The 24781-nt window shown below is 70.3% G+C and carries 26 protein-coding genes, 1 tRNA gene and 3 pseudogenes; 19 read left to right on the top strand and 11 right to left on the bottom strand.

Going from position 1 to position 24781, the window contains the following annotated elements:
• Window positions 1–59: 59 nt before the first annotated feature.
• Both ACWGB8_RS29295 and ACWGB8_RS29290 read right to left on the bottom strand, forming a co-directional pair.
• Window positions 60–1337, bottom strand: coding sequence for a PTS transporter subunit EIIC (locus ACWGB8_RS29295; protein WP_452216630.1), 1278 nt, complete (start codon window positions 1335–1337; stop codon window positions 60–62).
• 778 nt (window positions 1338–2115) lie between these two features.
• Window positions 2116–3408 (bottom strand): PTS transporter subunit EIIC, encoded by a 1293-nt coding sequence (locus ACWGB8_RS29290; protein ID WP_452216629.1) that lies wholly within the window; start codon window positions 3406–3408, stop codon window positions 2116–2118.
• A 377-nt stretch (window positions 3409–3785) separates the two neighbouring features.
• Here ACWGB8_RS29290 and ACWGB8_RS29285 point away from each other — a divergent pair.
• From ACWGB8_RS29285 to rdgB, 4 genes and pseudogenes are all read left to right on the top strand, one after another.
• Window positions 3786–4046: pseudogene (locus ACWGB8_RS29285) on the top strand (glucose PTS transporter subunit EIIB); the annotation flags it as partial.
• A gap of 184 nt (window positions 4047–4230) precedes the next feature.
• Window positions 4231–4956, top strand: a complete 726-nt coding sequence (gene rph, locus ACWGB8_RS29280; protein ID WP_452216628.1) for a ribonuclease PH — start codon at window positions 4231–4233, stop codon at window positions 4954–4956.
• A 146-nt stretch (window positions 4957–5102) separates the two neighbouring features.
• The gene (locus tag ACWGB8_RS29275) at window positions 5103–5495 is read left to right on the top strand and encodes a hypothetical protein (protein WP_452216627.1); all 393 of its coding nucleotides are present in this window, start codon (window positions 5103–5105) and stop codon (window positions 5493–5495) included.
• 35 nt (window positions 5496–5530) lie between these two features.
• Complete coding sequence (rdgB, locus tag ACWGB8_RS29270; RefSeq protein ID WP_452216626.1) at window positions 5531–6136, top strand: RdgB/HAM1 family non-canonical purine NTP pyrophosphatase; 606 nt, start codon at window positions 5531–5533, stop codon at window positions 6134–6136.
• 68 nt (window positions 6137–6204) lie between these two features.
• Here the strand turns inward: rdgB and ACWGB8_RS29265 are convergent.
• The 3 genes from ACWGB8_RS29265 to ACWGB8_RS29255 form a co-directional block, all read right to left on the bottom strand.
• A tRNA-Leu gene (locus ACWGB8_RS29265) sits at window positions 6205–6287 on the bottom strand.
• Window positions 6288–6294: 7 nt separating this feature from the next.
• A complete protein-coding gene (locus ACWGB8_RS29260) occupies window positions 6295–7002 on the bottom strand; it encodes an HNH endonuclease signature motif containing protein (protein ID WP_452216625.1) in 708 nt (235 codons plus the stop codon).
• Between the two features lie 77 nt (window positions 7003–7079).
• On the bottom strand, window positions 7080–7571 hold the full coding sequence (locus tag ACWGB8_RS29255; RefSeq protein ID WP_452216624.1) for an HPP family protein: 492 nt from the start codon (window positions 7569–7571) through the stop codon (window positions 7080–7082).
• A gap of 83 nt (window positions 7572–7654) precedes the next feature.
• Here ACWGB8_RS29255 and ACWGB8_RS29250 point away from each other — a divergent pair, with 83 nt between their 5' ends.
• Complete coding sequence (locus ACWGB8_RS29250; protein ID WP_452216623.1) at window positions 7655–8251, top strand: CGNR zinc finger domain-containing protein; 597 nt, start codon at window positions 7655–7657, stop codon at window positions 8249–8251.
• 222 nt (window positions 8252–8473) lie between these two features.
• Window positions 8474–10819, top strand: coding sequence for a chitinase C-terminal domain-containing protein (locus ACWGB8_RS29245; protein ID WP_452216632.1), 2346 nt, complete (start codon window positions 8474–8476; stop codon window positions 10817–10819).
• 172 nt (window positions 10820–10991) lie between these two features.
• Here ACWGB8_RS29245 and ACWGB8_RS29240 read toward each other — a convergent pair whose 3' ends face one another.
• Both ACWGB8_RS29240 and bcp read right to left on the bottom strand, forming a co-directional pair.
• Complete coding sequence (locus tag ACWGB8_RS29240; protein WP_452216622.1) at window positions 10992–11690, bottom strand: hypothetical protein; 699 nt, start codon at window positions 11688–11690, stop codon at window positions 10992–10994.
• 173 nt (window positions 11691–11863) lie between these two features.
• On the bottom strand, window positions 11864–12340 hold the full coding sequence (gene bcp, locus ACWGB8_RS29235; RefSeq protein ID WP_452216621.1) for a thioredoxin-dependent thiol peroxidase: 477 nt from the start codon (window positions 12338–12340) through the stop codon (window positions 11864–11866).
• Between the two features lie 144 nt (window positions 12341–12484).
• Here bcp and ACWGB8_RS29230 point away from each other — a divergent pair, with 144 nt between their 5' ends.
• Both ACWGB8_RS29230 and ACWGB8_RS29225 read left to right on the top strand, forming a co-directional pair.
• Window positions 12485–12826, top strand: a complete 342-nt coding sequence (locus ACWGB8_RS29230; RefSeq protein WP_452216620.1) for a DUF3618 domain-containing protein — start codon at window positions 12485–12487, stop codon at window positions 12824–12826.
• A gap of 246 nt (window positions 12827–13072) precedes the next feature.
• Complete coding sequence (locus ACWGB8_RS29225) at window positions 13073–13375, top strand: GroES family chaperonin (protein WP_406210999.1); 303 nt, start codon at window positions 13073–13075, stop codon at window positions 13373–13375.
• A 144-nt stretch (window positions 13376–13519) separates the two neighbouring features.
• Here the strand turns inward: ACWGB8_RS29225 and ACWGB8_RS29220 are convergent, their stop codons facing one another.
• Window positions 13520–13987 (bottom strand): NUDIX hydrolase, encoded by a 468-nt coding sequence (locus tag ACWGB8_RS29220; protein WP_452216619.1) that lies wholly within the window; start codon window positions 13985–13987, stop codon window positions 13520–13522.
• The gene (locus ACWGB8_RS29215) at window positions 13974–14735 is read right to left on the bottom strand and encodes a helix-turn-helix domain-containing protein (protein WP_452216618.1); all 762 of its coding nucleotides are present in this window, start codon (window positions 14733–14735) and stop codon (window positions 13974–13976) included. The genes ACWGB8_RS29220 and ACWGB8_RS29215 overlap by 14 nt, the downstream gene beginning before the upstream one ends.
• A gap of 219 nt (window positions 14736–14954) precedes the next feature.
• Here ACWGB8_RS29215 and ACWGB8_RS29210 point away from each other — a divergent pair, with 219 nt between their 5' ends.
• The 3 genes from ACWGB8_RS29210 (at window position 14955) to ACWGB8_RS29200 (ending at window position 16563) form a co-directional block, all read left to right on the top strand.
• Entirely contained in the window at window positions 14955–15371 is a 417-nt protein-coding gene (locus ACWGB8_RS29210; protein WP_452216617.1) for an ATP-binding protein, read from the top strand.
• A gap of 250 nt (window positions 15372–15621) precedes the next feature.
• Window positions 15622–15885, top strand: a complete 264-nt coding sequence (locus ACWGB8_RS29205) for a hypothetical protein (protein WP_452216616.1) — start codon at window positions 15622–15624, stop codon at window positions 15883–15885.
• 384 nt (window positions 15886–16269) lie between these two features.
• Window positions 16270–16563 (top strand): hypothetical protein, encoded by a 294-nt coding sequence (locus ACWGB8_RS29200; RefSeq protein WP_452216615.1) that lies wholly within the window; start codon window positions 16270–16272, stop codon window positions 16561–16563.
• 342 nt (window positions 16564–16905) lie between these two features.
• On the opposite strand, the gene ACWGB8_RS29195 is transcribed toward ACWGB8_RS29200, so the two are convergent.
• Window positions 16906–17691, bottom strand: a complete 786-nt coding sequence (locus ACWGB8_RS29195; protein WP_452216614.1) for a GntR family transcriptional regulator — start codon at window positions 17689–17691, stop codon at window positions 16906–16908.
• Window positions 17692–17938: 247 nt separating this feature from the next.
• On the opposite strand from ACWGB8_RS29195, the gene ACWGB8_RS29190 reads away from it, so the two are divergent.
• From ACWGB8_RS29190 to ACWGB8_RS29160, 7 genes and pseudogenes are all read left to right on the top strand, one after another.
• Window positions 17939–18292: an SCO3933 family regulatory protein gene (locus tag ACWGB8_RS29190; RefSeq protein WP_452216613.1), complete on the top strand. Its 354-nt coding sequence runs from the start codon at window positions 17939–17941 to the stop codon at window positions 18290–18292.
• Entirely contained in the window at window positions 18292–18498 is a 207-nt protein-coding gene (locus ACWGB8_RS29185; RefSeq protein WP_452216612.1) for a hypothetical protein, read from the top strand. The genes ACWGB8_RS29190 and ACWGB8_RS29185 overlap by 1 nt, the downstream gene beginning before the upstream one ends.
• Window positions 18498–19799, top strand: coding sequence for an FtsK/SpoIIIE domain-containing protein (locus ACWGB8_RS29180; protein WP_452216631.1), 1302 nt, complete (start codon window positions 18498–18500; stop codon window positions 19797–19799). Before ACWGB8_RS29185 ends, ACWGB8_RS29180 begins: the two co-directional genes overlap by 1 nt.
• Window positions 19800–19810: 11 nt before the next feature.
• Window positions 19811–19984, top strand: coding sequence for a hypothetical protein (locus tag ACWGB8_RS29175; RefSeq protein ID WP_452216611.1), 174 nt, complete (start codon window positions 19811–19813; stop codon window positions 19982–19984).
• 157 nt (window positions 19985–20141) lie between these two features.
• A complete protein-coding gene (locus ACWGB8_RS29170; RefSeq protein ID WP_452216610.1) occupies window positions 20142–21578 on the top strand; it encodes a replication initiator in 1437 nt (478 codons plus the stop codon).
• 322 nt (window positions 21579–21900) lie between these two features.
• Entirely contained in the window at window positions 21901–22257 is a 357-nt protein-coding gene (locus ACWGB8_RS29165) for a hypothetical protein (RefSeq protein ID WP_452216609.1), read from the top strand.
• A 70-nt stretch (window positions 22258–22327) separates the two neighbouring features.
• Window positions 22328–22755: pseudogene (locus ACWGB8_RS29160) on the top strand (transposase); the annotation flags it as partial.
• A gap of 94 nt (window positions 22756–22849) precedes the next feature.
• Here the strand turns inward: ACWGB8_RS29160 and ACWGB8_RS29155 are convergent.
• Window positions 22850–24376, bottom strand: coding sequence for a recombinase family protein (locus tag ACWGB8_RS29155; RefSeq protein WP_452216608.1), 1527 nt, complete (start codon window positions 24374–24376; stop codon window positions 22850–22852).
• A gap of 121 nt (window positions 24377–24497) precedes the next feature.
• Here ACWGB8_RS29155 and ACWGB8_RS29150 point away from each other — a divergent pair.
• Window positions 24498–24719 (top strand): annotated as a pseudogene (locus ACWGB8_RS29150) (co-chaperone GroES); the annotation flags it as partial.
• Window positions 24720–24781 lie beyond the last annotated feature (62 nt).

The following is a 24781-nucleotide window of genomic DNA, read 5'->3' as shown; positions in this document are numbered from 1 at the left end:
GCTCGGGGGGGAGCGAGCGGCGGGGCGGGGCCGGGGGTGCGGTGCGGCCGGGGGAGGCGTCAGGCCTTGGTGACGTCCTCGATCTCCTCGTCGTCCTCGCGACCCGGGGTCTTGAGGTCGAACTTGGTGATCGCGAAGCGGAAGAGGAAGTAGTACAGGGCCGCGAAGACCAGACCGATCGGGATGATCAGCCACGGGTCGGTCGCCTTGTTCCAGGCGAGCAGGTAGTCGATCAGGCCGGCCGAGAAGGTGAAGCCGTCGTGCACGCCGAGCGCCCAGGTGACGGCCATCGAGACGGCGGTCAGGATGGCGTGGATGACGTACAGGGCCGGGGCGATGAAGACGAAGGCGAACTCGATCGGCTCGGTGACACCGGTGACGAAGGAGGTCAGCGCCAGCGACATCATCATGCCGACGACGGCCTTGCGGCGGTGCGGCTTGGCGGCGTGGGCGATGGCCAGGGCGGCGGCCGGCAGGGCGAACATCATGATCGGGTAGAAGCCCGACATGAACTGTCCGGCGGTGGGGTCGCCGGCGAAGAAGCGGTGCAGGTCGCCCTGGACGACGGTGCCGTCGGCCTTGGTGAACTCGCCGGTCTGGAACCAGGCGTACGAGTTGACGAACTGGTGCATGCCGATCGGCAGCAGCGCGCGGTTGATCAGGCCGAACGCGCCCGCACCGGCCGCGCCGGCACCGATCAGGCTGTCGTTCAGGCCCTTGATGGCGTCACCGATCGGGCCCCAGGCCAGGGCGAACAGCACACCGACGGCGGTGCCGACGAAGGCCATGATGATCGGGACGAGGCGGCGGCCGTTGAAGAAGCCGAGCCAGTCGACCAGCTTGGTGCGGTGGTACTTCTGCCAGATCACGGCGCTGAGCAGGCCGATCACGATACCGCCGAGCACGCCCGGGTTCTGGTACGTGGCGGCCTTCCACTTGCCGTCGACGATGGCGCCCTCGGTGATCGGGAACGCGGTCAGCACGTTCTTGTAGACCAGGAAGCCGACCAGCGCGGCGAGCGCGGTGGAGCCGTCCGCCTTCTTGGCGAAGCCGATGGCGATACCGACCGCGAAGAGCAGCGGCAGGTTGGAGAAGACCGCGTCACCGGCGGTGGCGAACACCGCGGCGACCTTGTTCCAGCCGAGGCCGTCCTTGCCGAAGACGTCGTCCTGGCCCAGGCGCAGCAGCAGGCCGGCGGCGGGGAGAACGGCGATCGGCAGCTGGAGGCTGCGGCCGACCTTCTGCAGACCCTGGAGGACGTTCTGGCCGAACTGCTTGGTGGGGCTGGGCGTGGCCGGAGCCGCGGCGGGCGCCGGAGCCTGCGCTGACTGACTCATGGGGGTGGGTTCCTTACGGCATGGGCGGTCGGTCGGGGGTAGGTGCACAGGGGGGCCGAACCGCGAACTGGTCTACACCACACGTGGTGTAGACCAGTTTTGTAGCACGCGTGGAGAAGGCGGGGAACCCCCGAAAGCGGTGCTGGTGGGAAGCGCTATGAAATCGAAACCTACTTGCGTATGGACGATCATGATTACCCGCCGTGATCGGCATTTTGGCTATTTGCGCAACAAAAAGCGGCCGGGCCGGGCCGGGGGGCTTCCGGCCGGCCGGTGGTGCCCGAACGGGGTGGCCGACGCACCCCGGCGGCGGGGCCGCGGACCGCGGCGGACGGCCCGCCCGGGGCCGGCCGGGCCCGGGGCGCCGCGGACCGGACCGGCTCCGGACGCGAGCGGCGGGCGCCGCGGCCGGCGGTCCGCGACCGGCGGCGTGGACGGTGCGGGAGGGGCCGGCGGGGCACCTGCACCGCCCGCTCGCTCGGCGAATCCCGATCCGGACCCGCTCCCGGGCGCCCCGGGAGCGGCCTGCCGCGCCCCGGCCGCCGGGGGCGGCGGATCGGAGGCCGGTCCGGCGGGCGATCCGGCGGGCGAGGCGCACGGACATAGGGGGCCGGTCCGCTCCACCCGGGCGGTCCTCCGCGGGGGAGTCGGCGGGCGGGCGGCGCGGAATGCGGAATGCGTCGGTGTTTCCGGGTATTCGGTCCATTCCGAATATGTCGAAAGGCCCCCGGACGCACGGTCCGGGGGCCCTGTTCGGGAATTCGGGAGGACGTTCGACTCAGGCCTTCGTCACGTCCTCGACCTCGCTCTCGTCCTCGCGCCCGGGAGTCTTCAGGTCGAATTTCACGATGATGAAGCGGAACAGCGCGTAGTACACGGCGGCGAAGCCGAGCCCGATCGGGATGATCAGCCAGGGTTTGGTCGCCAGCCCCCAGTTGATCACGTAGTCGATCAGACCGGCCGAGAAGCTGAAGCCGTCCTTCACCCCCAACGCCCAGGTGATCCCCATCGACGCACCGGTCAGCAGCGCGTGCACGGCGAACAGGACGGGGGCGACGTACGCGAAGGAGTACTCGATCGGCTCCGTGACACCGGTGACGAAGGAGGTCAGGCCGACCGAGAGCATCAGGCCGTAGATCTCCTTGCGGCGGTGCGGCTTGGCCGCGTGCGCGATGGCGAGGGCGGCGGCGGGCAGCGCGAACATCATGATGGGGAAGAAACCGGTCTGGAACTGGCCCGCCGTCGGGTCGCCCGCCAGGAAGCGCGGGATGTCGCCGTGCACGATCTCGCCGTCCGGCTTGGTGAACTCGCCGAACTGGAACCAGACGAAGGTGTTCAGCAACTGGTGCATGCCGATCAGCAGCAGCGTGCGGTTGGCCACGCCGAAGATGGCGGCGCCCCCCGCGTCCAGATCGGCGAGCCATTCGCTGAAGTCCGTCATGGCGTCGCCGATCGGCGGCCAGACCCACAGTGACAGGCAGGCCAGTGCCAGACCGGTCAGCGCGGTGATCATCGGCACCAGGCGGCGGCCGTTGAAGAAGCCCAGCCAGTCCACCAGCCTGGTGCGGTGGAAGCGCACCCACAGCCATGCCGACAGCAGCCCGATCAGGATGCCGCCCAGCACCCCCGGGTTCTGGTAGACGGCGTCGGCCGCGGCCTGCGAGGTGAAGTCCACGCAGACCGAGCCGCGCGCCAGCACCGTGGGCGGCGGGCAGTCCTCCGGGAAGGCGCGCAGCACCCGCCAGTAGACGAGGAAGCCCACCACGGCGGCCAGCGCCGTCGATCCGTCCGCCTTCTTCGCCATGCCGATCGCCACGCCGATGCAGAACAGCAGCGGCAGGCCGAGCGAGGAGTCGAGCAGGGCGCCGCCGGCCGCGGCGAAGACCTTGGCCACGTTGTCCCAGCCGAGGCCGTCCTCGCCGAACACGTCGGGCTGGCCGAGCCGGTTGAGCAGGCCCGCCGCGGGCAGCACCGCCACCGGGAGCTGCAGCGAGCGCCCCATCTTCTGGAGGCCGCCGTAGAAGGTGTGCCACCACGTCGACCGTGGTGCCGTGGCGCCTGCCGAACTCATCATCGCCCTCCGAGTGCCGTGACCGGTCGGTGGCCCCCGCGGGGCCGGCGCGACCGGGACGCGGCCCCGGAACACCCGGGGGCCTTCCTGCGTTCACCGGAGTACACATATATTGGTGTAGACCACTTTGGTTGCAGGTCGCGCGCCGGGTGCAGAGCCCCGCTGATCGTCATCCTCGGGCGAAGATCCAGAGCGTGCGCGCGGAACTGGGCCAAAAGTGGACTAACGTGGCAGATCGGTCCTGCCCGGGTGATGCTGGTCGCGCTGCCGCGCGGCACCACTGCAGCTGAACTCGCGTCAGCACCGGTAGTGACCCGCGCCCGACCCGGTCGGGGAAGCCCAGCACAGCGCAGGACGGCACCCGGCAGAGCAGCCGGCGGGCCGAGACAGAGGGAGAGAACCAGATGGCCAGCAAGGCTGAGAAGATCGTCGCCGGTCTGGGCGGCATCGACAACATCGAAGAGGTCGAGGGCTGCATCACCCGCCTGCGCACCGAGGTCAAGGACGCCTCCCTCGTCGACGAGGCGGCCCTCAAGGCCGCCGGCGCCCACGGCGTCGTGAAGATGGGCACCGCCATCCAGGTCGTCATCGGCACCGACGCCGACCCGATCGCCGCCGACATCGAGGACATGATGTGAGCTGAGCCCCACCGGCTCACCACCCACCGGCCCGCCGTCCCCACCCGGACGGCGGGCCGGACCGCTTCCCGGGCCGTCCGGCAGCCGCCGCCGCCGAGCCCCGCCACCATCGAGCCCAGCCGCCCCCGAGCCCCGCCGCGGCCGCCTCCCGGACCACCGCCCGGAACCGACTACGCTCGGTCGCATGTCACGCATCGACGGCCGGACCCCCGACCAGCTCCGCCCCATCACCATCGAACGCGGCTGGAGCAAGCACGCCGAAGGCTCCGTCCTCATCTCCTACGGCGACACCAAGGTGCTGTGCACCGCCAGCGTCACCGAAGGCGTACCCCGCTGGCGCAAGGGCAGCGGCGAGGGCTGGGTCACCGCCGAGTACTCCATGCTCCCCCGCGCCACCAACACCCGCGGCGACCGCGAGGCCGTCAAGGGCCGCGTCGGCGGACGCACCCACGAGATCAGCCGCCTCATCGGCCGCTCGCTGCGCGCCGTCGTCGACCACCGCGCCCTCGCCGAGAACACCATCGTCCTCGACTGCGACGTCCTCCAGGCCGACGGCGGCACCCGCACCGCCGCCATCACCGGCGCCTACGTCGCCCTCGCCGACGCCGTCTCCTGGGCCCGCGAGCGCAAGCTGCTGCGCGCCAAGGGCCAGCCGATCACCGGCGGCGTCAGCGCCGTCAGCGTCGGCATCATCGACGGCGTCCCCATGCTCGACCTCCAGTACGAGGAGGACGTCCGCGCCGAGACCGACATGAACATCGTCTGCACCTCCGACGGCCGCTTCGTCGAGGTCCAGGGCACCGCCGAAGGCGCCCCCTTCGACCGCGAACTGCTCGACCGCCTGCTCGACCTCGGCACCCTCGGCTGCGCCGAGCTCGACGAGATCCAGCGCAAGGCCCTGGAGGCCTGACACCGGCGCGCCCCGGGCGCTCCGGGCCCGCCGCTGTACAGGCCGGGCCCGGAGCGCTTACGGTTCCCGCAGCACCCCGTACCGGGAACCGCGCACCCTCCTGGGACGTCTGTCCTCACGGAACCCGCGCCCCCAAGGAGGATCTGATGGCCAGTAGCATCACCCGTCCCGCCACCCTCGCCGTGGCCGGCCTCATCGCCATCCTCCCGCTCAGCGCGGTCAGCTGCTCGGCGGCCCAGAAGGCCCTCGACTGCGGCAACACCGCCGTGAAGATCACCAACGACATCAGTGAGGTCACCACCGCGGTCGGCAACGTCAGCAACGACGCCGTCGCCGCCGGGCAGGCCATCCAGAAGCTCAAGAACGACCTCGACCAGCTCGGGAAGAACTCCAAGGACACCGACGTCGCCAAGGCCATCAGCGACCTCAACACCCAGGTCGACGTGGTCCAGCAGGCCGTCAACAACAAGCAGGTCCCCGACCTCAAGCCGCTCGGCGACGCGGCCGGCAACCTCACCAAGGTCTGCACCGGCGGCTGAGCCCCGGCGGGTGGCCGAGGCATAGGGTTGGGGGCATGTCCACCCGACTGATCCTCGCCACCCGCAACCAGCACAAGGTCGCCGAACTCCGCGCCATCCTCGGCGACTGGGGCCTCGACGTCGAACTCGTCGGCGCCGACGCCTACCCGGAGATCCCCGACGTCCGCGAGACCGGCATCACCTTCGCCGAGAACGCCCTCCTCAAGGCCCACGCCCTCGCCCGGGCCACCGGCCTGCCCGCCGTCGCCGACGACTCCGGCCTCTGCGTCGACGTCCTCAACGGCGCGCCCGGCATCCTCTCCGCCCGCTGGTCCGGCAAGCACGGCGACGACCGCGCCAACCTGGAACTGCTGCTCGCCCAGCTCTCCGACATCGAGGAGCCCCACCGCGGCGCGCACTTCGCCTGCGCCGCCGCCCTCGCCCTCCCCGACGGCACCGAACGCGTCGTCGAGGGCCGCCTCCTCGGCACCCTGCGCACCGCCCCGGCCGGCACCAACGGCTTCGGCTACGACCCGATCCTCCAGCCCCTCGGCGAGACCCGCACCTGCGCCGAACTCACCCCCGCCGAGAAGCACGCCATCAGCCACCGCGGCCAGGCCTTCCGCGCCCTCGCCCCCGTCGTCCAGTCCCTCCTCGGCTGAGGTCCGGCCCGGAACGACGAAGGCCCGTCCGAAGTGATCTTCGGACGGGCCTTCGTTTCGAAGCCCAGTGCGGCCTGAGGGATTCGAACCCTCACGGGATTTCTCCCACGGGCACCTAAAACCCGCGCGGCTGCCATTTCGCCAAGGCCGCATGGCCCTCAGTCTAGGGGTTTGCCCGCCCTCGGGGCACCGCCGTTTCCCGTCCCGTCCGCCGCGCCGTCCCACCCCCGCAACCGGTCGCCCGTCCGCCGACAGTAGGTCGGGGTGACGGCGTGGCAGTTCGGGCACAGCAGCCGCAGATTCCTGGGCCGATTGTCCGACCAGTCACCGTTGATGTGGTCGACCTCCAGTGTCAGCGGCCGGCCCTGCCACTGCGGGCCGGTGTCGCAGCCCTCGCACCGCTCCCGGCGGCCGAGTTCGGCGAGGGCGCGACGGATCCGCGACCCCGGCAGCCGCTTGGCCTGCGGCGGGCGCCGGACCAGCGGCAGTTCGGCCGGCACGAGCCGGCCGCCGGGCTTGCCCCGCTGGTGGGCCTGGCCGGTGAAGTGCGAGGTGTCGATGCCGAGCGCCTTGATACGGCGTCCGATGTGTGCCTGGGTCCCGCCGGCCTGGCGGAGGCGGAGGAAGCGCACCACGTCGGCGACGCTCTGCGATGCGGCCACCGCCTCCTGGAGCAGCTCTCGGGTGTAGACCGTCCCGCCGCTGCGGAAGTGCGCCGTGTCGATCGCGTACTCGGTGAGCTTGCGGCGCAGGTACTTGCGGTTGTCCCGGCCGGGCTCGCGGCCGAGGGCGCGCAGCAGGGCGTCGAGCGAGTCGGCCTCGGCCGCCGTGGTGGTGAGGAGTTCGCGGGTGTAGGTGACCGGCATGGTCGGGTTGCCCTTCGGGTCGCGTGGGCGCCCGTCCCCGGTGGGGGAACGACGGGGGGTGGGCGGGGGTTACGGGGTCACCACCAGTAGGTGGGGTAGCGGCGGGCGGTGAGGCGGGCGGCGGCGAGGCCGGTGAGGGTGAGGACGAGGGTGGCGGCGGCGAGGAGGGGGAGGAAGCGGGCGGGGTCGGGGGCGGTGAGGGTGACGATGACGGCGGTGGCGGCCGCGGGGGAGTGCGGGGTGCGGGCGAGCGACATCGCGCCGAGGGCGAGTCCGCCGGCGAGGGCGGCGGACCAGTAGGCGGGGGTGGTCGCGGCGAGGACGGCGTAGCCGGTGAGGGCGGAGACGAGTTGGCCGCCGATGACGCTGCGGGGTTGGGCGAGGGGCAGGTCGGGGGCGCCGGCGATGAGGGCCATGGAGGCGGCGAGCGGGGGGATGAGCAGGGGCCGGTCGGTGAGGGCGCCGAGGGCGGCGAGCAGGAGCAGGGCGGTGACGGCGGTGGCGGTGGAGGCGAGGAGGGCGGTTCCGGCGGGGCGGGCGGGGGCGCGGCTGGGCAGGGGGAAGGGCATGTCCCGTTCTCCTAACGGCTGGGTGACAGTGCAGACGTTAGGTGGCGTAGCTAACTCCAGGCAAGTCGCGTTACCGTTAGTTCATGGTGGAGCGCGGTGCGGTGGACGAGATGCCGGTGCGGGGCGAGCACCCCGTGCTGGACCTGGTGAACACCACGTTCGTGCGGGGCGGCCTGCGCGGTCACCTGGTGGACGTGCTGGTGGAGCCGTCCGACCTGGCGGTCTGGGTGGCGGGGCAGGCGGAGGGGCTGGATCCGGCCACGCTGCCGCCGGGGGAGTTCACCGCGGCGGACCTGGCGGCGGTGCTGGAGCTGCGGCGTTCGCTGCGGGCGGTGCTGACCGCGGTGGTGGCGGGCGAGCCGGCCGCGCCGGCGGAGGTGGCGGCGGTCAATGCGGCGGTGCGGTCGGCGCCGGGCTGGCTGGAGCTGCCGGCGGCCGGGACGGGTGCGCCGGTGCGCCGGAGCCTGTCGGGGGAGCGCGGGGCGGTGCTGGTGGGGCGGTTGGCGCAGGCGGCGGTGGAGTTGCTGACCGGGGGGTCCGCCGGGCAGCTGCGGGCGTGTCCGGCGCCGGGCTGCATCCTGTTCTTCCGGCAGTTGCACGCGCGCCGGGCGTGGTGTTCGACCGCGTGCGGGACGCGGGTCCGGGTGGCCCGCCACAGTCGGCGCCGCATGGACGTTTGACCCTCGGATCTTCGGGATTTGACGGCCAATTGGTACAGACCTATTGACCTATGTGGTTCAGACCACATAGCTTCGGCGCCAATCTGCAATCCCCCACGTGCGTGCTCCCCCACGGGCACGCGCCGACACTCTCTCCAGGAGGACCGAGTGTTGATCCGTAGCACGGCGGAGCAGCGTCCCACCGCTGTCCGCCGCCGCAAGAGCCCGGCCGCCCGGGCGGGCATGGCGTCGCTGGCCGCGGCCTCGCTGGCCGGCCTGCTGGTGGCGACCCTGGGCGCGGTGCCCTCGCAGGCGTCCGCCACGGTGGACAACGCGAGTTGTCGCCCCGACGGCCTGTACGCGACGCCGGGCGTCGACGTCCCCTACTGCAGCGTGTACGACACCGAGGGCCGCGAGAAGATGGGCGCGGACCACCAGCGCCGCATCATCGGCTACTTCACGGGCTGGCGTACCGGCAAGGACGGCACGGCGCCCTACCTGGTGAACAACATCCCCTGGGACAAGGTCACCCACCTGAACTACGCCTTCGGGCACGTCGGCGGCGACAACAAGCTGTCGGTCGGTACGGACAACGACAAGAACGAGGCCACCGGGATCTCCTTCCCCGGGGTGGCCGGTGCCGAGCTCGACCCGACCCTGCCCTACAAGGGGCACTTCAACCTGCTGACGAAGTACAAGAAGCAGTACCCGAACGTGAAGACCCTGATCTCGGTGGGCGGTTGGGCCGAGACCGGCGGCTACTTCGGGGACGACGGCAAGCGCGTCGGCTCGGGCGGCTTCTACTCGATGACGGTCAACGCCGACGGCAGCGTCAACCAGGCGGGCATCAACACCTTCGCCGACTCGGCCGTGGACTTCATCAAGAAGTACGGCTTCAACGGCGTCGACATCGACTACGAGTACCCGACCTCGATGAAGGACGCGGGCAACCCGGCCGACTGGACCCTCGCGAACGGCAAGCGCGCCTCCCTGAACAAGGGCTACGCGGCGCTGATGAAGACCCTGCGCGAGAAGCTGGACCGGGCCGGCGCCACCGACGGCAAGCACTACCTGCTCTCCGTCGCCGCCCCCTCCTCCGGCTACCTGCTGCGCGGCATGGAGACGTTCCAGATCGGCCAGTACCTGGACTACGTCAACATCATGTCGTACGACCTGCACGGCGCCTGGAACAAGTACGTCGGCCCGAACGCCTCGCTGTTCGACGACGGCAAGGACGGCGAGCTCGCCGCCGCCAACGTGTACGGCACCTCGCAGTACGGCGGCATCGGCTACCTGAACACCGACTGGGCGTTCCACTACTTCCGCGGTTCGATGCCGGCCGGCCGGATCAACGTCGGCCTGCCGTACTACACCCGCGGCTTCAAGAACGTCACCGGTGGGACCAACGGCCTCTGGGGCACCGCGTCCACCAACAACTGCCCGGTCGGCTCCGGCCTGACCACCTGCGGTGACGGCGCCGTCGGCATCGACAACCTGTGGCACGACAAGGACGACGCGGGCAAGGAGTCCCCGGCGGGCTCCAACCCGATGTGGCACGCCAAGAACCTGGAGAAGGGCGTCGTCCCGGACTACCTGTCCACGTACGGCGTGACCGACACCGCGCTGCAGGGCACCTACGCCCGCAACTACGACTCCACGCTGGTGGCGCCGTGGCTGTGGAACGCGCAGAAGAAGGTCTTCCTCTCCACCGAGGACGAGCAGTCGGTGGGCGCCAAGGCCGACTACGTGGTCAGCAACGGCGTCGGCGGCACGATGATCTGGGAGCTGGCCGGCGACTACCGCTGGGACGCGGCCAAGGGCCAGTACGTCCCGGGCAACACGCTGACCGACCTGATGTACGACAAGTTCAAGGCGGCCTCGCCGTACGGTGCGACCCGCTCGACGATCCCGCTGCCGCAGCAGACCCTGCCGATCGACGTGTCGTTCACCAACTTCGCGCTGGGCGACTCGAACTACCCGATCAACCCGAAGCTGCACATCGTCAACAACTCGACCGTCACCCTGCCGGGCGGCACCGAGTTCCAGTTCGACTACGGCGTCTCGGCCCCGGGCAACGCCAAGGACCAGTCCGGCTTCGGCAGCCAGGTGATCCGCCAGGACCACACGGGCAGCAACGTCGGCGGTCTGAAGGGCACCTACAACCGGGTCTCGGTGAAGCTGCCGGGCTGGCAGTCGCTGGCGCCGGGCGCGTCCATCGACATGGACTTCGTCTACTACCTGCCGGTCTCGACCCCGTCGAACTGGACGGTCAACGTCGGCGGCACGCTGTACGGCCTCAAGGGCGACCTGACCCGCGGCTCGACCGGCGGTTCGACCTCCTCGCCGACCCCGACCGCGACGACCACCGCTACCGCGACCGCCACCTCGACGGCGACCGCCACCGCGACCGCGACGGCCACCTCGGGCACCTGCGCGGGTGCGCCGAGCTGGGACGCGGGCACCACCTACGCCACCCCGACCAAGGTGTCGTGGAAGGGCCACTACTACCAGAACAAGTGGTGGACCAAGGGCGACGACCCCGCGGCCAGTGGCTCGTGGGGTGTCTGGAGCGACCTCGGCGCCTGCTGATCGATTCCCCGGGCGACCGGGTCCGATGAGCCGGGTCCACTGAGGTGAGGACGGCGGTGGCGGTGCACCCGGTCGGGGGGTGTGCCGCCACCGCTCTTTGGTGCAGCAGGTCCGGTGGTCAATCCTCCGGGCCGCCGCGCACGGGCTGCTTCCCGGGCCGCCCGTGCGCGGGCTACTTCTCCAGGTCGCCGCGCATGGCCGTGAACAGGGCGGCGGCGGCCTTCGGGGTGGTCTGCGGGAAGAGCGCGACCCCGGCGGTGGAGCCGTCGGCCCAGCCGCAGACGACGTCGGTGGTCGGGGCCTCGGGCAGCGACAGGCACTCCACCGAGCCGCCGAGCGGGCCGGCGGCGTACGGCGTGGCGGTGGTCGGCGAGCCGGTCGAGCCGTTCTGCAGGGCGTGGTCGATCAGGCCGCGCCACAGGTGCTCGCGGCGCTTGTTCGGGTCCTCGGGGACGTTGTCCACGGCGACGACCAGGATCCGGCGGCCGGAGGCCTGGCCGGGCTTCTCGTAGTTGGCGACCACCAGGTGCATGCCGCTGCGCATCTCGCCCGGGTCGACCGGGACGTCGGTGACGGCGCCGGCGCCGGTGGCGCGGGTGAGGCCGCCGGCCGTGGCGGCCTCGACGACCTGGCGCTTGCCGGCCGGGGCGCTGCCGGTGGGCTTGGCCGACGCGGGGGGCGCCGGGGTGGAGGCCGCGGGGGCCGGTGCGCCGGTGGGCGCGGCGGTGGCGGTGGCCGGGCCGGCGGTGGGCTGTGCGGTCGGACCGGATCCCTCGGTGTTCTCGGGCCCGCAGGCGGTGAGCGCCAGGGCTGCCGCGACGGCACCCGCGGTGACGGCGAGACGGGCGGATCCGGTTCTGACGCTCTGCACGGTGACTCCAGTGGTGAGGAAACGTTCCGGGCGTGACGGACCCGGTGTGCAGAACGGTAGGGCCTGCGCCCGCGGCCCGGACGGCAGTTCGCCGAGTGCGGACACCACCGGTACACGGCGGTGACAGAGTGACACCGCCGTGCACCGGGCGCCGCGGGCCGCGCGCGGGGGCGTCAGGCGGACTCGACCTCCAGGTCGCGCAGCAGCTTGGCGACGTGCCCGGTGGCCTTGACGTTGTACAGGGCGCGCTCGACCCTGCCCTGCTCGTCCACGACGACCGTGGAGCGGATCACGCCGGTCACCGTCTTGCCGTACAGCTTCTTCTCGCCGAAGGCGCCGTACGCGGTGAGCACCGTCTTCTCCGGGTCGGAGAGCAGGGTGACCTTGAGGTCCTCGGCCTCGCGGAACTTGCCGAGCTTCTCGGGCTTGTCCGGGGAGATGCCGATGACGTCGTACCCGGCGCCCGCGAAGACCTCCAGGTTGTCGGTGAAGTCGCAGGCCTGCTTGGTGCAGCCGGGGGTGAGCGCGGCCGGGTAGAAGTAGACGATCACCTTCCGGCCGAGGTGGTCGGCGAGGGACACCTGGTTGCCGTCGGCGTCGGACAGGGTGAAGGCAGGCGCGGTGTCGCCGGGCTGGAGACGCTCGGTCACGGTTGAACTCTCCTCGGAGGTGGACGGTCGTCGTGCCACCGCAAACTTACCTCCGATGGTGGGTGGGGCCGCGCGGCCCGACGCGGCAACTGACAGACTGGGTCAGTCGCACAGGACAACATTCAGTGAAGTGGGGTGGCCCGAGTGGGCGAGGCGAGCACGAAGGACAAGGCGGCGCGCACCGCCGCCCAGATCGAGGCGGACATCGCGCGCACCCGCACCCAGCTGGCGGCGACCCTGGACGAGCTCGCCGTACGCGTGCACCCGACCACCATCACCGCCCAGGTCAAGGCGAAGGCCGTGGCCAGCGTCGAGGAGAAGGCCGGCCGGGCGTACGTGGCGGCCAACGCCGCGGTGGAGAAGGTCAAGGCGCAGTTCGTGGACGAGAAGGGGCAGCCGCGCAAGGAGCGGATCGTGCCGGCCGCGCTGGTCGGCGCCGGGCTGGTGCTGCTGGTCGCCTCCTCGCGCAGGCGCCGCAAGGACTGACCCGCCGCGGGCCCCGGGGCCGGACGCGCGGCGTCCGGCCCCGCCGCATGTCCGGCTCCGCTGTACGGCCGGCCCCGCGGTACGGCCGGGTGGTGGCCGGGCTGCCCGGATGCCGGGCCCCGGGTCACACCGGGGCCCCCGGAGCGGTACGGTCGGGGCGTGAGTACGAACGACGAACGGACCCAGCAGCCCGAGCCGCACGACTCCCCGCGCCACGACCGGCTGGGCGAGAAGCTGCCGATCAAGATGCTGCACGACCGGGTCCTGGTGAAGACCGAGGGCAGCGAGGGCGAGCGCCGCTCGACCGGCGGCATCCTCATCCCCGCGACCGCGGAGCTAAGTAAAAGGTGCGCGTGGGCGGAAGCTGTTGCGGTCGGCCAGAGCGTGCGCTCCGTCGAGCCGGGTGACCGGGTGCTGTACGACCCGGAGGACAAGCTGGAGGTCGAGGTCCGCGGCGCCACGTACGTGCTGCTACGCGAGCGTGACCTGCACGCCGTGGCGGCGATGCGCTTCGGCGACACGGAGGGCTCGACCGGGCTGTACCTCTGAAAAGGACAGCAAGGGAACGGCCGGCAGACGCTTGCGAGCCCCCTCCTGGGCTGCTGCACCGTGTAGGCGGCCAGCGCAGGAGGGGGCTCGCGACACTCGCTCGGGCCCGGGTGATGCCCCGGGTGTCGTGCGGGAGCTCCTTAGCTACCGGACAACAGGGATCTGTCCGCCGCGCCAGTCGTTGAGCCGCTTACGGATGCTGGCGACCATGGGTAGCGCATCCACCTCGTCCGGGTCGAACCAGGCAACTTCGGAGGACTCGTCCGAGGTGCGGAGCGCGCCACCGGTGGCTCGTCCGAGGAGGCAGATGGAGAATTCCTGGCGGACCTCTCCGTCGTCGTACGCGAAGACGTGGCCCGGGTTCGTGTAGGTGCCGACGATCCCAGTGATCTCGACCTCGATTCCCGTCTCTTCGCGGGTCTCGCGGATCCCACATCCTGCGAGGGATTCGCCCAGCTCCATCTTTCCGCCGGGCAGTGCCCACATGCCGTTGTCGGTGCGTCGGTGCAGCAGGACTCGGCCGGCCCCGTCCATGACGACCACGGAAGCAGCCGGAACCAGACTGTTGGGCTCGGGAGCGTCCGGATCGTCTTCGTAGTCACGCCTGGCCATGCTCGGTCGCCTCCCAGATGTTCCGCCCCCGCCCCCAAAGCTCCTCGACGTGGTCGGCGAAGCGGTCGAACATGCCGTCAGACTGACTCCGCCGCAGGTGGAGCATCGGTGAATCATGGCCGACCCTGCGGGCGAGAATCGGCGTCACGATCATCTCATCGTCGAACCGGAAGACGGACAGATTGACGTGTCCGGTCTCGAACCGGCCCTCGATGTTCCCGACCGAGCGAAGGCGTTCCAGCTCGCCTATCGTCACGGCGATGCGGGTGGACAGGGTGAGCGGTACTCCTTCCTCCGTCTCCCGGGCTTCGGTCACCGGGCTGTCCGGGTCGCCGATCAGGAATCGAATCCTGCAACCGGCCTGAGCCTTTCGACGGAGCGCGCCAGCAAGGTTGGCCTGCTCCAACCACAGGAAGTAGTTGGTGTAGCCGGCGAACGTCAGTTCCTTCTGCGCCTTGGTGATCAATGAGCGCCAGAGGGAGGACGGCGCGGCCGACCGATACGGGAAGACCTGGACGATCTCGCGGTCCGGTCCTGTTTTGAGCGCTGAGCTAACGGCTGTGGGCCACAAGGCTGTTTCCTCCTCGCCTAACGCTTCGCAGGCTGCCCACCGATGCCGGGCGTGTGGGATGCGGGTTGGGTTGGCGATCCAGCGGCTGATCGTCTTGACGTCGACTCCGCAGGCTTCTGCGAGCTGTGTTTCCGTCATCTTGGCATTCGCCAACGCTCGGCGGAGAGCGTGGTTCATGGTTCGCCTCCTCGGCCCATGTGGGACGGACGAACCATAGCGGCGAAGTGTCCCAAACGTCCCCCAAACGCGGTAGGAACGCCCTGACCTGCGATGCAACATCGGAGTGTGATCGAGGGTTGTCGCTCCGCGCCCGGTGATTCTCATCCTGGCCAGACCTGGAGAGCGTCTCCGACCGCCATCAATGGCCTGCCCGAAGGGGACTCTGACGTGCCCGGAATGATTGAAGCGCTCCCGGTATACACGCGCTGGCTGCCGCGCCACCGGAAGTCCGTCGGCATTGCTCGGGACCTACTCCGGCAGTACCTGGACGAAGCGCGTTCGGTCGAACGCCTTCTTCCTGTAGGCGAGTTGGTCCTATCGGAACTTGTGACCAATGCGGTGGTGCACGGACGGGTCCCGCCGGGCCGCCAGATCGCTGTTCGCCTGGAGATCGTCTGCGGCCACCTCCGGATCGAGGTGCATGACGCGAGCAGTGAGAAGCCGGCGATCCGCCGGTTCGCGGGGCCGGACGACTGCGCGGGCCGAGGGTTGTACCTGGTGGAGACGTTGTCCCTGGAGTGGGGCTGCGCGCCTCGGCCGCAAGGTGTCGGGAAGATCGTTTGGGCGCTGGTTGGCCCGGAAGGCGGTGCGTGATGGGGGTCGGGCGGGTTCTCGGGTCGACGGCGACGCGGTGCTTCTACTGCGGTGCTGGGCTGCGGAAGGCGGCGGCCCGGTACGTAACGGTGAACGGCGGGGTGGTCGGTGTCCATCGGTGGCACCCGCGCCGCGTGGGGGAGGTGTCGGCGAAGTGATGACGCTTCGAGGTCGTGGTGCGGCTGGGGCGGGACTACCGACGGCCGGCAGGGGTGCGGAGCCGGACGGGGCTGCGCTGTACCCGTTCCCGGTGGTGGTGGAGGTCCGGGGCGTGACGGAACCTGCGCGGTTCTCAAGGTTGCCGGACGCGCTGGCCGCGCTCCTGGGGGCGCTGCGCGCGTTGCCGCTCAGCGCGGAGCAGCAGGACTACTTTGACGAGTTGTTCGGGTCGTCGGCGGTGCAGCAGATCGGGCACCGGCTCGCGACGTATGGGGAAGTGCGGGCGCTCGCCTTCCAGGGCCTGACGCCAAACGTGGTCCTGCTGTACCCGGCGGATTCCGGGGCGCCCTCGTGATCCGGCGGCTGCGGGTCCAGTGGGACCGCGCCTGGACCTGGTGGCTCCTGGATGGCCAGTTCTCGTGGCCGGTCAGGGCGGTTTCGCCGGGGCGCCGCGCCACTCACCGTGACGTCGCGCAGTGGTGCGCCGAACCGGACTACGCCGAACGTACCCGGGCGGAGCTAGTGCGGCGGATCTGGCGCAAGGGAGCGGAGGAGACGACGCGAGAGCGCATCTGACGTGATCAGGGACAACTGAAGACGTACCGGACCACCCCGTGACCTTGGCGGGAGATGGGGTGGTCCGGTGGGTCGGAACCCGGTGCCGATGGTATCGGGCTCCTCGGCATGTCTGTGCACGGATGAGCTGGTTCGGTTGCGGATCAAGGGAGTTGAAGCACTGTTGGACGGGGACGACGACTTCGGTGCGGAGTTGGCGGCGGGCCTCGACCCGGACTCGTGGGTGTGGCTGCCGGGCGTGGACTACGCGGCTGGGTGGAGAGCCGCGCGGCGGACAGCGGGCGAGCTGAACGGGTTGCTGGGCCTGTGCGGGGTGGAGCGTTCGACGCTGCGGGCGATCGCCGACACCGACGCTCAAGGCGCGCCGGTGGTTCGGCTGGAGGGTGTCCCTGAGGGGTGGCTGAGCCTTGAAGAACTGCTGTGCCTGGCGGCTCACGCGCGGCGGGCGGGTGCGTGACCACGGCCGGCGGGGGGAAGCTTTGGGCGGTGTCCTTGCGGGGTTGGGGTCGGGCATGGTCGGGGGGCCGTAAGCTGCTGCGACTCGGTCAGGGCTTCTGGGCCTGACCGCAATGTGGCCGAGTGGCCCCCCGTCCTTGCCCGACGCGGGCCCCGGCCCGGCAAGGTGCGTAAAGCTTCTCCCCGTCGGCTGCCAGCCACCGCGCGGCAGCGAACGGGCGGCCAGCCGCCCGGCCCGGAACGGCCGCAAGGCCGCATGCCCGGCCGGGGCGGCTGGGGCCGCCCGGCGGCGCGGATGCGCCGCCGCTTGAACAAGTAGAGCAAGGTTGCGACAGCCCCGGTACTACCGCTTCACGTCGGCGGCCTTGGCGGCGCGCTTGGGCTCGCCCGCGGTGATGTCGTAGGTGAGGCCGGTGGTCTCAGCGCCAAGCCTGGTCTCTTCGAGCAGCAGGGGCAGACCTGGCCCCTGGTCGTAGGTGACGCGGTGAACGACGAGCAGTACGGCGGCCTCCGAGAGGTGCAGGGCCTGCCGCTCGTCGGGCTGGGGGACGCGTGCGCTGACCCGCTCGCGCCAGGCCAGTTCGCGTCCGACGGCCAGCGTCGCGTACGCCTTGGCCGGAGTGGTGCGCGGCTCTTGGGCGAGGGAAGTGCCTTCGATGCGCTCCACGGGGAGCAGTAGGCGGTGCAGGGCTCGGCCGTCGCCGGACGGGGCGCTGATCAGTCGGTCGCAGCCGAGCATCAGTTCGTCCTGTTCCATCTCCAACAGCGGCGCAGTGATCGCGTCGGTCCGCGTGCGGTAGACGGTCGGCTCCTCGCTCTGGCCGAACCATGCGTCGATGGGCGTCTCGAAGGCTTCGCCCCGGCGAGTGACCGTGCGCGCCATGGCGCTGGCGGGCCCGTGGACCGTCGTGCGAACGAAGGTGCCGCGCCCCTGCTTCACGTCCAACAGGCCTTCTCCGCGGAGAGCTGCCACGGCGAGCCTGACGGTTGGTCGGGAGACGCCGTACTTCTGGGCGAGATCGGTCTCCGTGGGCAACTGCGTGCCGGGCGGCCATTCGCCGGCGGCGATCGCCTGCCGCATTGCTACCGCGACCTGCTTGTGCAGTGCCTCGTTCCGGATGATCGCCATGTGTTGACCCCTTGGCGCGGGCGTCGGGGGAGCCCGCTTCGCGTGTGTCGTGTCGTTCGAGGGTTCGAGCGTGGTCGTTTGCCCAGGTCGGGCGCCATCTCTAGGTCTGTCGTCAGTTGCTAGCCGTTAAACGTAAGCATGAATCGCTTGCATCGGGCCGTCAAGGCGGGGCATCATCGAAACGCCAAAGGTAAGTACGTTTGACGACTGACGTCAGGCGGCCTTGGTGACCTAGGAGCGTGCTCTCATGCAGTCCATTCCCGTGGACGGAACCCGGCTCGGAACGATGACCTGCATCGTTGCCCCCGAAGCTAGGGTCGCGAACCGCGAGACCGGCGAGATCAGGAAGGACCGGGACGGCCAGACCGTCTACACGGTCGGCGTCGCGGTGCGGCAGGACGGCCGACGGGCCTCGATCATCGAGATCAGTGTCTCCGGCGAACCGGTCGGCGTCGCGGAGGGCGTGCGGGTGCACGTCACAGGCCTGACCGCCTTCTCCTGGGCGATGGGGGACCGGCACGGCCTGTCCTTCCGTGCCGACGCCATCACGCCCGTGCCCGTCTCCGCACCGACGGCGGCGCGCAAGGGCGGCGACGCCTGATGAGCGGCGTGACGCGGGTGCGCCTGCGAGGCGTGCTGCGCGAACTCGGCGACCTGGCTGAAGAGGTCGACCCGTTCGCCCGCGACGACAGCGGTGCCCAGCTCTTCGACCACATCGCGACCCTCGCGACCAAGGCCGCCGGTCAAGCGCGCGACCTGGAGACCGAGGCGCACAACACGGCGATGGAGAACGGGGGCCGGCCGTGATGGTGGCGCAGCTCCTCTGGTTGGCACTGCTCGCTGCGGTGCTCGTCCTGCTCCGTATCGTGCCGGTTCTGCGCCGCGACCACCCCTACGTCTGGTGGTGCCTGGTCGGGTATCCCGTGGCCGTCGTGCGGGTCTGTCTGACCTGGCGGCGGCTGACTACGAACGTGGGCCTCGCGGTGGCCAAGCGCCCCGGGCGGGCACTTCTGGGGGACATGGTGGTGCGCGGTGATCCGCTCCGGCCGGTTCCGCCCCGGTTGGGTGTGCCGAAGCTGCGGCGCGGGGGCCTGGATGTGGTGGTGCGGCTTCACCCCGGGCAGGTGCCTGATCACTTCCTCTCCGCGGCCGAGGCGCTGACGCACGCGTGGAGGGTGCATGCGGTCCGCCTGTTCTCCGACGAGCGCGGGTTCGTCACCCTGTCCGCGCTCGCCTGGGACCCGCTCCGGGCGCCCGTCGCGCCCTATCAGCTGAAACCGCGCGTGCTGCGGGCGGTGGTCGGCCTGTTGGAGGACGGCCGGGCCTGGACGATCGATCTTCGGCGTGCTCCGCACTGGCTGATCGTCGGTGCGACCCGCTCCGGCAAGTCCACCCTGATTGCGGCGCTGGTGAAGGGACTCGCCCCGCAACGTGCCGCGCTCTTCGGCATCGACCTCAAGGGCGGCATGGAGCTCTCCCTGTTCGAGGACCGCCTGTCAGCGCTGGCGTCCACCCGAACCGAGGCTGCGAGGCTCCTGGCTGAGCTGGTTGCGGAGACCGAAGCGCGTATGCAGTTGTGCCGCTCGGTCGGGGCCCGGTCGATCTGGGACCTGCCGGGCAAGCTCCGCAAGATGCCGATCGTTGTGATCGTCGACGAGGTGGCGGAGCTGTACTTGATGGCCACGCGGGAGGACAAGGCGGAGGTCGGCGAGATCTCCACCAACCTCCTGCGCCTCGCCCAACTCGGCGCGGCCCTCGGCGTCCACCTGATCATCGCCGGGCAACGGGTCGGCTCCGACCTCGGCCCCGGGGTCACCGCCCTCCGCGCACAGCTGGCCGGCCGGATCTGCCACCGGGTGAGCGACGCCGGGACGGCAGAGATGGCACTCGGCGACCTCAACAAGGACGCCCTGGCCGCTGCACAGCGCATCACCCTCGCGGAACAGGGCGTTGCCGTCACCGCCGACACCGACGGCCAGTGGATCCGGGCCCGCTCCATCCACGTCACCCCCGACCACGCCCGTCGCACAGCCCGGAAGTACGCCCGTCTCGCCCCGGCCTGGCCCGGCCTCCACGTGTCCGAACCGGATGAAGGGGTCTACGCCTGATGGCCGCCGTCGTGATCCTCTTCCTGGCTGTCGTTGTCTATCTCCTCGTCCGTTCCGGCGAACTGCGCACCTGGCACGTCGCTCTGGTCGGTCTCCTCGGCATCTACCTCGACCGCGTCGGCTGGACCGACCCCGTCGTGTACGCGGTCACCTGGATCATCCAGGGCTTCACCCACACCACCTGAAAGGCGTGATCACTGTGCCAACCCACCCAGCCTCCGCCGGCGGCCTGACCCCCACCTGCCGGACCTGCTCCACCTGCCCCGACGCTGCACCCGGCCGAGCCTGCGCAAGCCTGGCCCGGCCGGGGCCCGGCGCCCCCTGGCCCTGGAGGCACCCGCCATGACCCGCACCGACTCCGACCCGTACGCCAGCCCTGCCGCGCGCCGCGCCCTCCTCGACCGGGAGGCGCGGTTGCGTCAACTTGCTTTCGTCGATCGCGACTTGGTCCGCCTCGGCGAGATTCCCGACCTGAACCGATGGCTGGAGCAGATCCGTGCAACCGGTGGCTGCGCCCAACCGATCTACCTCACCGGGCACACCACCACCCTCGACAGCGAGACCGGTGAGGCCCTGCGCCACTACTCGACCGCCACCGAACCCGGCGGCCGACTCGCTGTCCGCTGCCGCAACCGCCGCGCCACCCGCTGCGCGCCCTGCTCCCGCGAGCACAGTGGCGACACCTTCCACCTCGTCCGCTCCGGTCTCATCGGAGGTAAGGGCGTTCCGGCCTCGGTCCGGACACACCCGCGGCTGTTCGTCACCTTGACGGCGCCCTCGTTCGGGCCGGTTCACCGCGCGGGCGACTGTCATCCGGCCCGGCGCCGGCGCTGCGAACACGGCGGGCGGCACGGCTGTGCCCAGCACCACCCGGACACCGACCCGCTCATCGGACAGCCACTCTGCTCGGACTGCTACGACTACCCCGGCCACATCCTGTGGAACGCCATGGCCCCGGCGCTGTGGAAGGCCTTCCGCGACAACCTGTACCACCACATCGCGACCCGGGCCGGTGTCGGCCGGTCGGCCGTGCGTACCCTCGTTCGGGTCTCGGCCACCAAGGTCGCCGAGTACCAGAAGCGCGGCGCCGTGCACTTCCACGCAGTCATCCGCTTCGACGGGCACGACGGGCCCGCCTCGCCGCCCCCGGCCTGGGCCACCTCGAACCTTCTCCTGGAGACCGTCCACTCCGCGGCTTCCGCCGTGGCGCTGGCGTGCCCCGACTCGGCGGCGTACAGCGGGGGGCGGCTGAGCTTCGGTACCCAACTTGACGCGCGTCCCATCACCAACGGGGACGGCGGGCGGCTCACGGACAACGCCGTGGCGGCTTACGTCGCCAAGTACACGAGCAAGAGTGCTGAGACCGCGGGCGCCGTCGACCGCCGCATAGAGTCCCTGGCGGCGATCCGGGCCCTGAAGGTCACCCCGCACATCCGCGCACTCATCGCCACTGCTTGGCGCCTCGGCGGCCTGCCCGAACTGCAGCACCTACGGCTGCGCACCTGGGCCCACATGCTCGCCTACCGCGGCCACTGCCTCACCAAGACCCACTCGTACTCCACCACCTACGGACAACTCCGTGCCGACCGGGCCGAACACGCCCGTGCCTCGGCGGGAGCCCTGTTCGCCGACTGGGACACCGAGACCACGACGGAAAGCGCGTGGCGCTTCGCCGGGGCCGGCCACACCCTCGCCGAAGCGCTTGTTGCTGCCGGGGTCGCCGAAGACCTCGCCACCAACAGGGAAATCGTGCGCGAGCAGCGCGGGGAGGGGGTCTGATGGCCGAGCAGTCACCCACTGAAGAGGAGTGCTGGGCCGAGTTCTGGCGCGTCGTCGGCCGTGCGGCCGCTGAGCGCTATCTCCGAGAGTGGGCCGAATCCAGGGCTGAGGAAGATCCCGGCCTCGGCCCGTCCCAGGCCGCCTAGGAGCAATGCCACTGACTTAGTGGTGGGTCCCGCCCTAGCGGGCGGCTACGCCCGCCCCGGTCTTACCTGGTTTTATCTGTTGAGCCGGGCAGGCGGCTACCGCCTGCCCGATGCACTTGCAGGGCTAGCCCGATGGTGCTCCAGTGGAATGAGGAACGTAGCGGAAGGAAGTCATCATGGTTGCGATACTGACGATCGAGACGTTGCACTGCGAAGACCCCAACGACGAGCTGACCGATGAAGTGATGCTGCAGCAGGATGGGAAGCAGTTCTGGCCGAACGACGATGGCGGGTTCTTCTCGATCACGCGAGGTAGCGACGTCACGGTGGACCGGACCCTCGTGATCAATGGTCCCTTCACGGGCATCGCCCTATTCGATCAAGAGGACATTGGGACCGATGACTTCCTGGGTGCCGTCAACATCTTGGCAAGCGATGCAAGCCCCAATCCGCAGAGTCGGACCGTAGAGATCAAGAATGACAACAAGGGGTCGAGGTACCTCATGACCTTCAAGGTGAGATCCTTCCCTTAAATGATCGTTTCAGAATGAGATCGGTTCAGGGGGTTGGCAGTTGAGGTCTCCAAGCGGCAGAGTTCTGCAGGTGCCGGCTGATCTTGTGCCTGATGACCTGTGGGAACGGGTGGCGCCGCTGCTGCCACCTCGCCCGCCGCGGCGCCACCGCCACCCCGGGTGACTGCCAGCAGCAGACAGCCGGGCCGCGCTGCGTGGCATCGTGTATGTGCTGTGCAAGAGCGTGAGCTGGCGGGACGTGCCCGCGGAGCGGACCGGCTGCAGCGGGATCACGGCCTGGCGGCGGCCGCGGGACTAGACCGAGGCCGGCGTGTGGCCACGCCTGCACGAGGTCCTGCTCGCCGAGCTGTGGGCCGCGGGCCTGCTGGAGATGGACGACTCCCCGATCGACGGCTCGCACGTCCGGGCACTCAAAGGGGGGCGCACACCGGACCTTCGCCGGTCGACCGGGGTCGGCCGGGCAGCAAGCACCACCTGATCGTCGACCGGCACGGGCTCACGACTGATGGGCCGGTGATCATTTCCTCCGGCCCGCAAAGTGCCTAACGCCACAAGCCCATGGAGGTCACGTGATCGGCCAGCCGGACAGCTCCTAGGCTGATTCGCCCATCTCCCAACGAGGGACGATCGTGTAGCGATCGGGATCGCGAAGGGTCCCACGCTGCGCGACGATCTTTCCGATCACGCTTCGCAGGGCGGCCTGCTTGAGATGGTCGGCCATCTCGGGCCACTCTCGGGCAAGCCCTTCGAACACCTCGCGCGGGGGACGGGGATTGGCCGTAGTACGGCCGCAGCGCGCGAGCTGTGCCTCCGCCTTGGCAAGCTCGTCGTCGATGTCGTCGCGCTGTTCGAGGAAGTCATCGCGGGTGATGTCCTCGGAGGCCATCATCCGGATCAGGTTCTTCCGCTGCTTCTTGAGCTTTGTGATCTCGGCTTCCCACCGCCACGCCTCGTCGGGTTCCTGCTTGGTGGCCTCCACGGCTTCCCGTGCCGTGGCCTGAGCGGTCTCCTCACCGGACGCCCGTTCGGTGATCCACCGGTAGATCGCCGAGTCGAGCGTGTCCCGGTGTACGTTCGAGTGGTTGCATGTCCGGAGATTGATGCCCTGGCAGCGCCAGACCTGCTGACCGCTCCCACCGGAGAGCCCGGCTCGCATCGGTGCGGGATGATTGCAGTCGCCGCAGAAGACGAGACCACTCGCGGGATACTTCGCCTTGCCGTCCCGCTTGCCGTGTCGGCCTTCCTGGCGCTTCGCCAGGTACTTCTGCCACGTCTCCTGGGAAATGATCGCGTCGTGCGCTCCCTGGACGAAGACGAACCGATCGAGCCTGGCCACGCCCGTCGGTTCGAGGGCGGCCGCCGGAGGCTCTTCCTGATAGCTGCTGGCCTCGGCGCGGACCCGGAGGTAACCGGCGGCGAACCCCGTGTCCATGATCCCCTGAAGGCGGTGGATCTCCATGACGTGACCGGCGTATGTGGTCAGTCCGCGTTCGCGCATCTCGTCGCAGAGCTTGCCCAGGCTCACGCCACTCACGTAGCGCTCATAGGCGTCGGCCAGAGCCGGCCCGTAGAGCGGGTCCGGGATCTGGATTCCCGAGCGGCAGTCGTCGCAGGTCTCGATCTCCTCCCGTGCCTTCAGGTGGCCGTTGGCGGCCCTGGGCTTCGGCGGCTTGCAACTGGCGCACAGCCGGTACCCGAATCGGGGATGCCCGTTGTGCGGGAGGCCGTTGCGAAGGCGGCGGGCGAGCGTGCGTTGCCATCCTTCGCCGATCTGCTCCCGCTGGAGGTCGGCGAGTCCCAGCATGTTGTTCCGGGCGAACCGGCCGGCGGCGGTCTTGGTGTCGAAGTTCTCCGTTGCGGACTTCGCGGTGCCCCCGACGCCTTCGAGGGCGCTGAGGTTGATCAGCGACTGCTCAAGGTTCCGGCCGAACCGGTCCCACCGGTAGACCAGGACCACATCGGCTTCGCCGGAAGCGATCCGGGCGATGATCTGGCCGATGCGGCGCTTCGCGAAGTCCCCGCCGGACAGGTCCAGGTCGGAGACGACGTCGATGACGTTCATGTCCTCGCTGTTCGCGAACTTCCGGCAGGTGTGCTCCTGGAGCTCGGGGCTGATCATGTCCTCGCGGGCGGTCGAGACCCGGATGTAGATGATGGCTCGAAGCGTCCGACGACGCGTCAAAGACCGTGCTGCCATTGCTTTTCCCTTCAGCGCAGCGAATCTTTTAGGAGTCTAGGAGACCGCGGAGCTCTCGAAGCGCTGCACCTGGGCGGAGGCCGTCGCGGTCGGCCAGAGCGTGCGCTCGGTGGAGCCGGGTGACCGGGTGCTGTACGACCCGGAGGACAAGCTGGAGGTCGAGGTGCGCGGGGCGACCTACGTGCTGCTGCGCGAGCGCGACCTGCACGCGGTGGCGGCCCACCGCTTCGGCGACGCGGAGGGTTCGACGGGGCTCTACCTCTGATTCCCGGGCCTCCCGGTCCGGCCGACCGGTCCTGCTGCGGCGGGCCGTCGCGCGTGCTGCGC

It is taken from the genome of Kitasatospora sp. NPDC054939 (genome assembly GCF_053610105.1).
The sequence above is the reverse complement of the archived record's forward strand: the minus strand, read 5'-3'. Positions and strand labels throughout refer to the sequence as shown.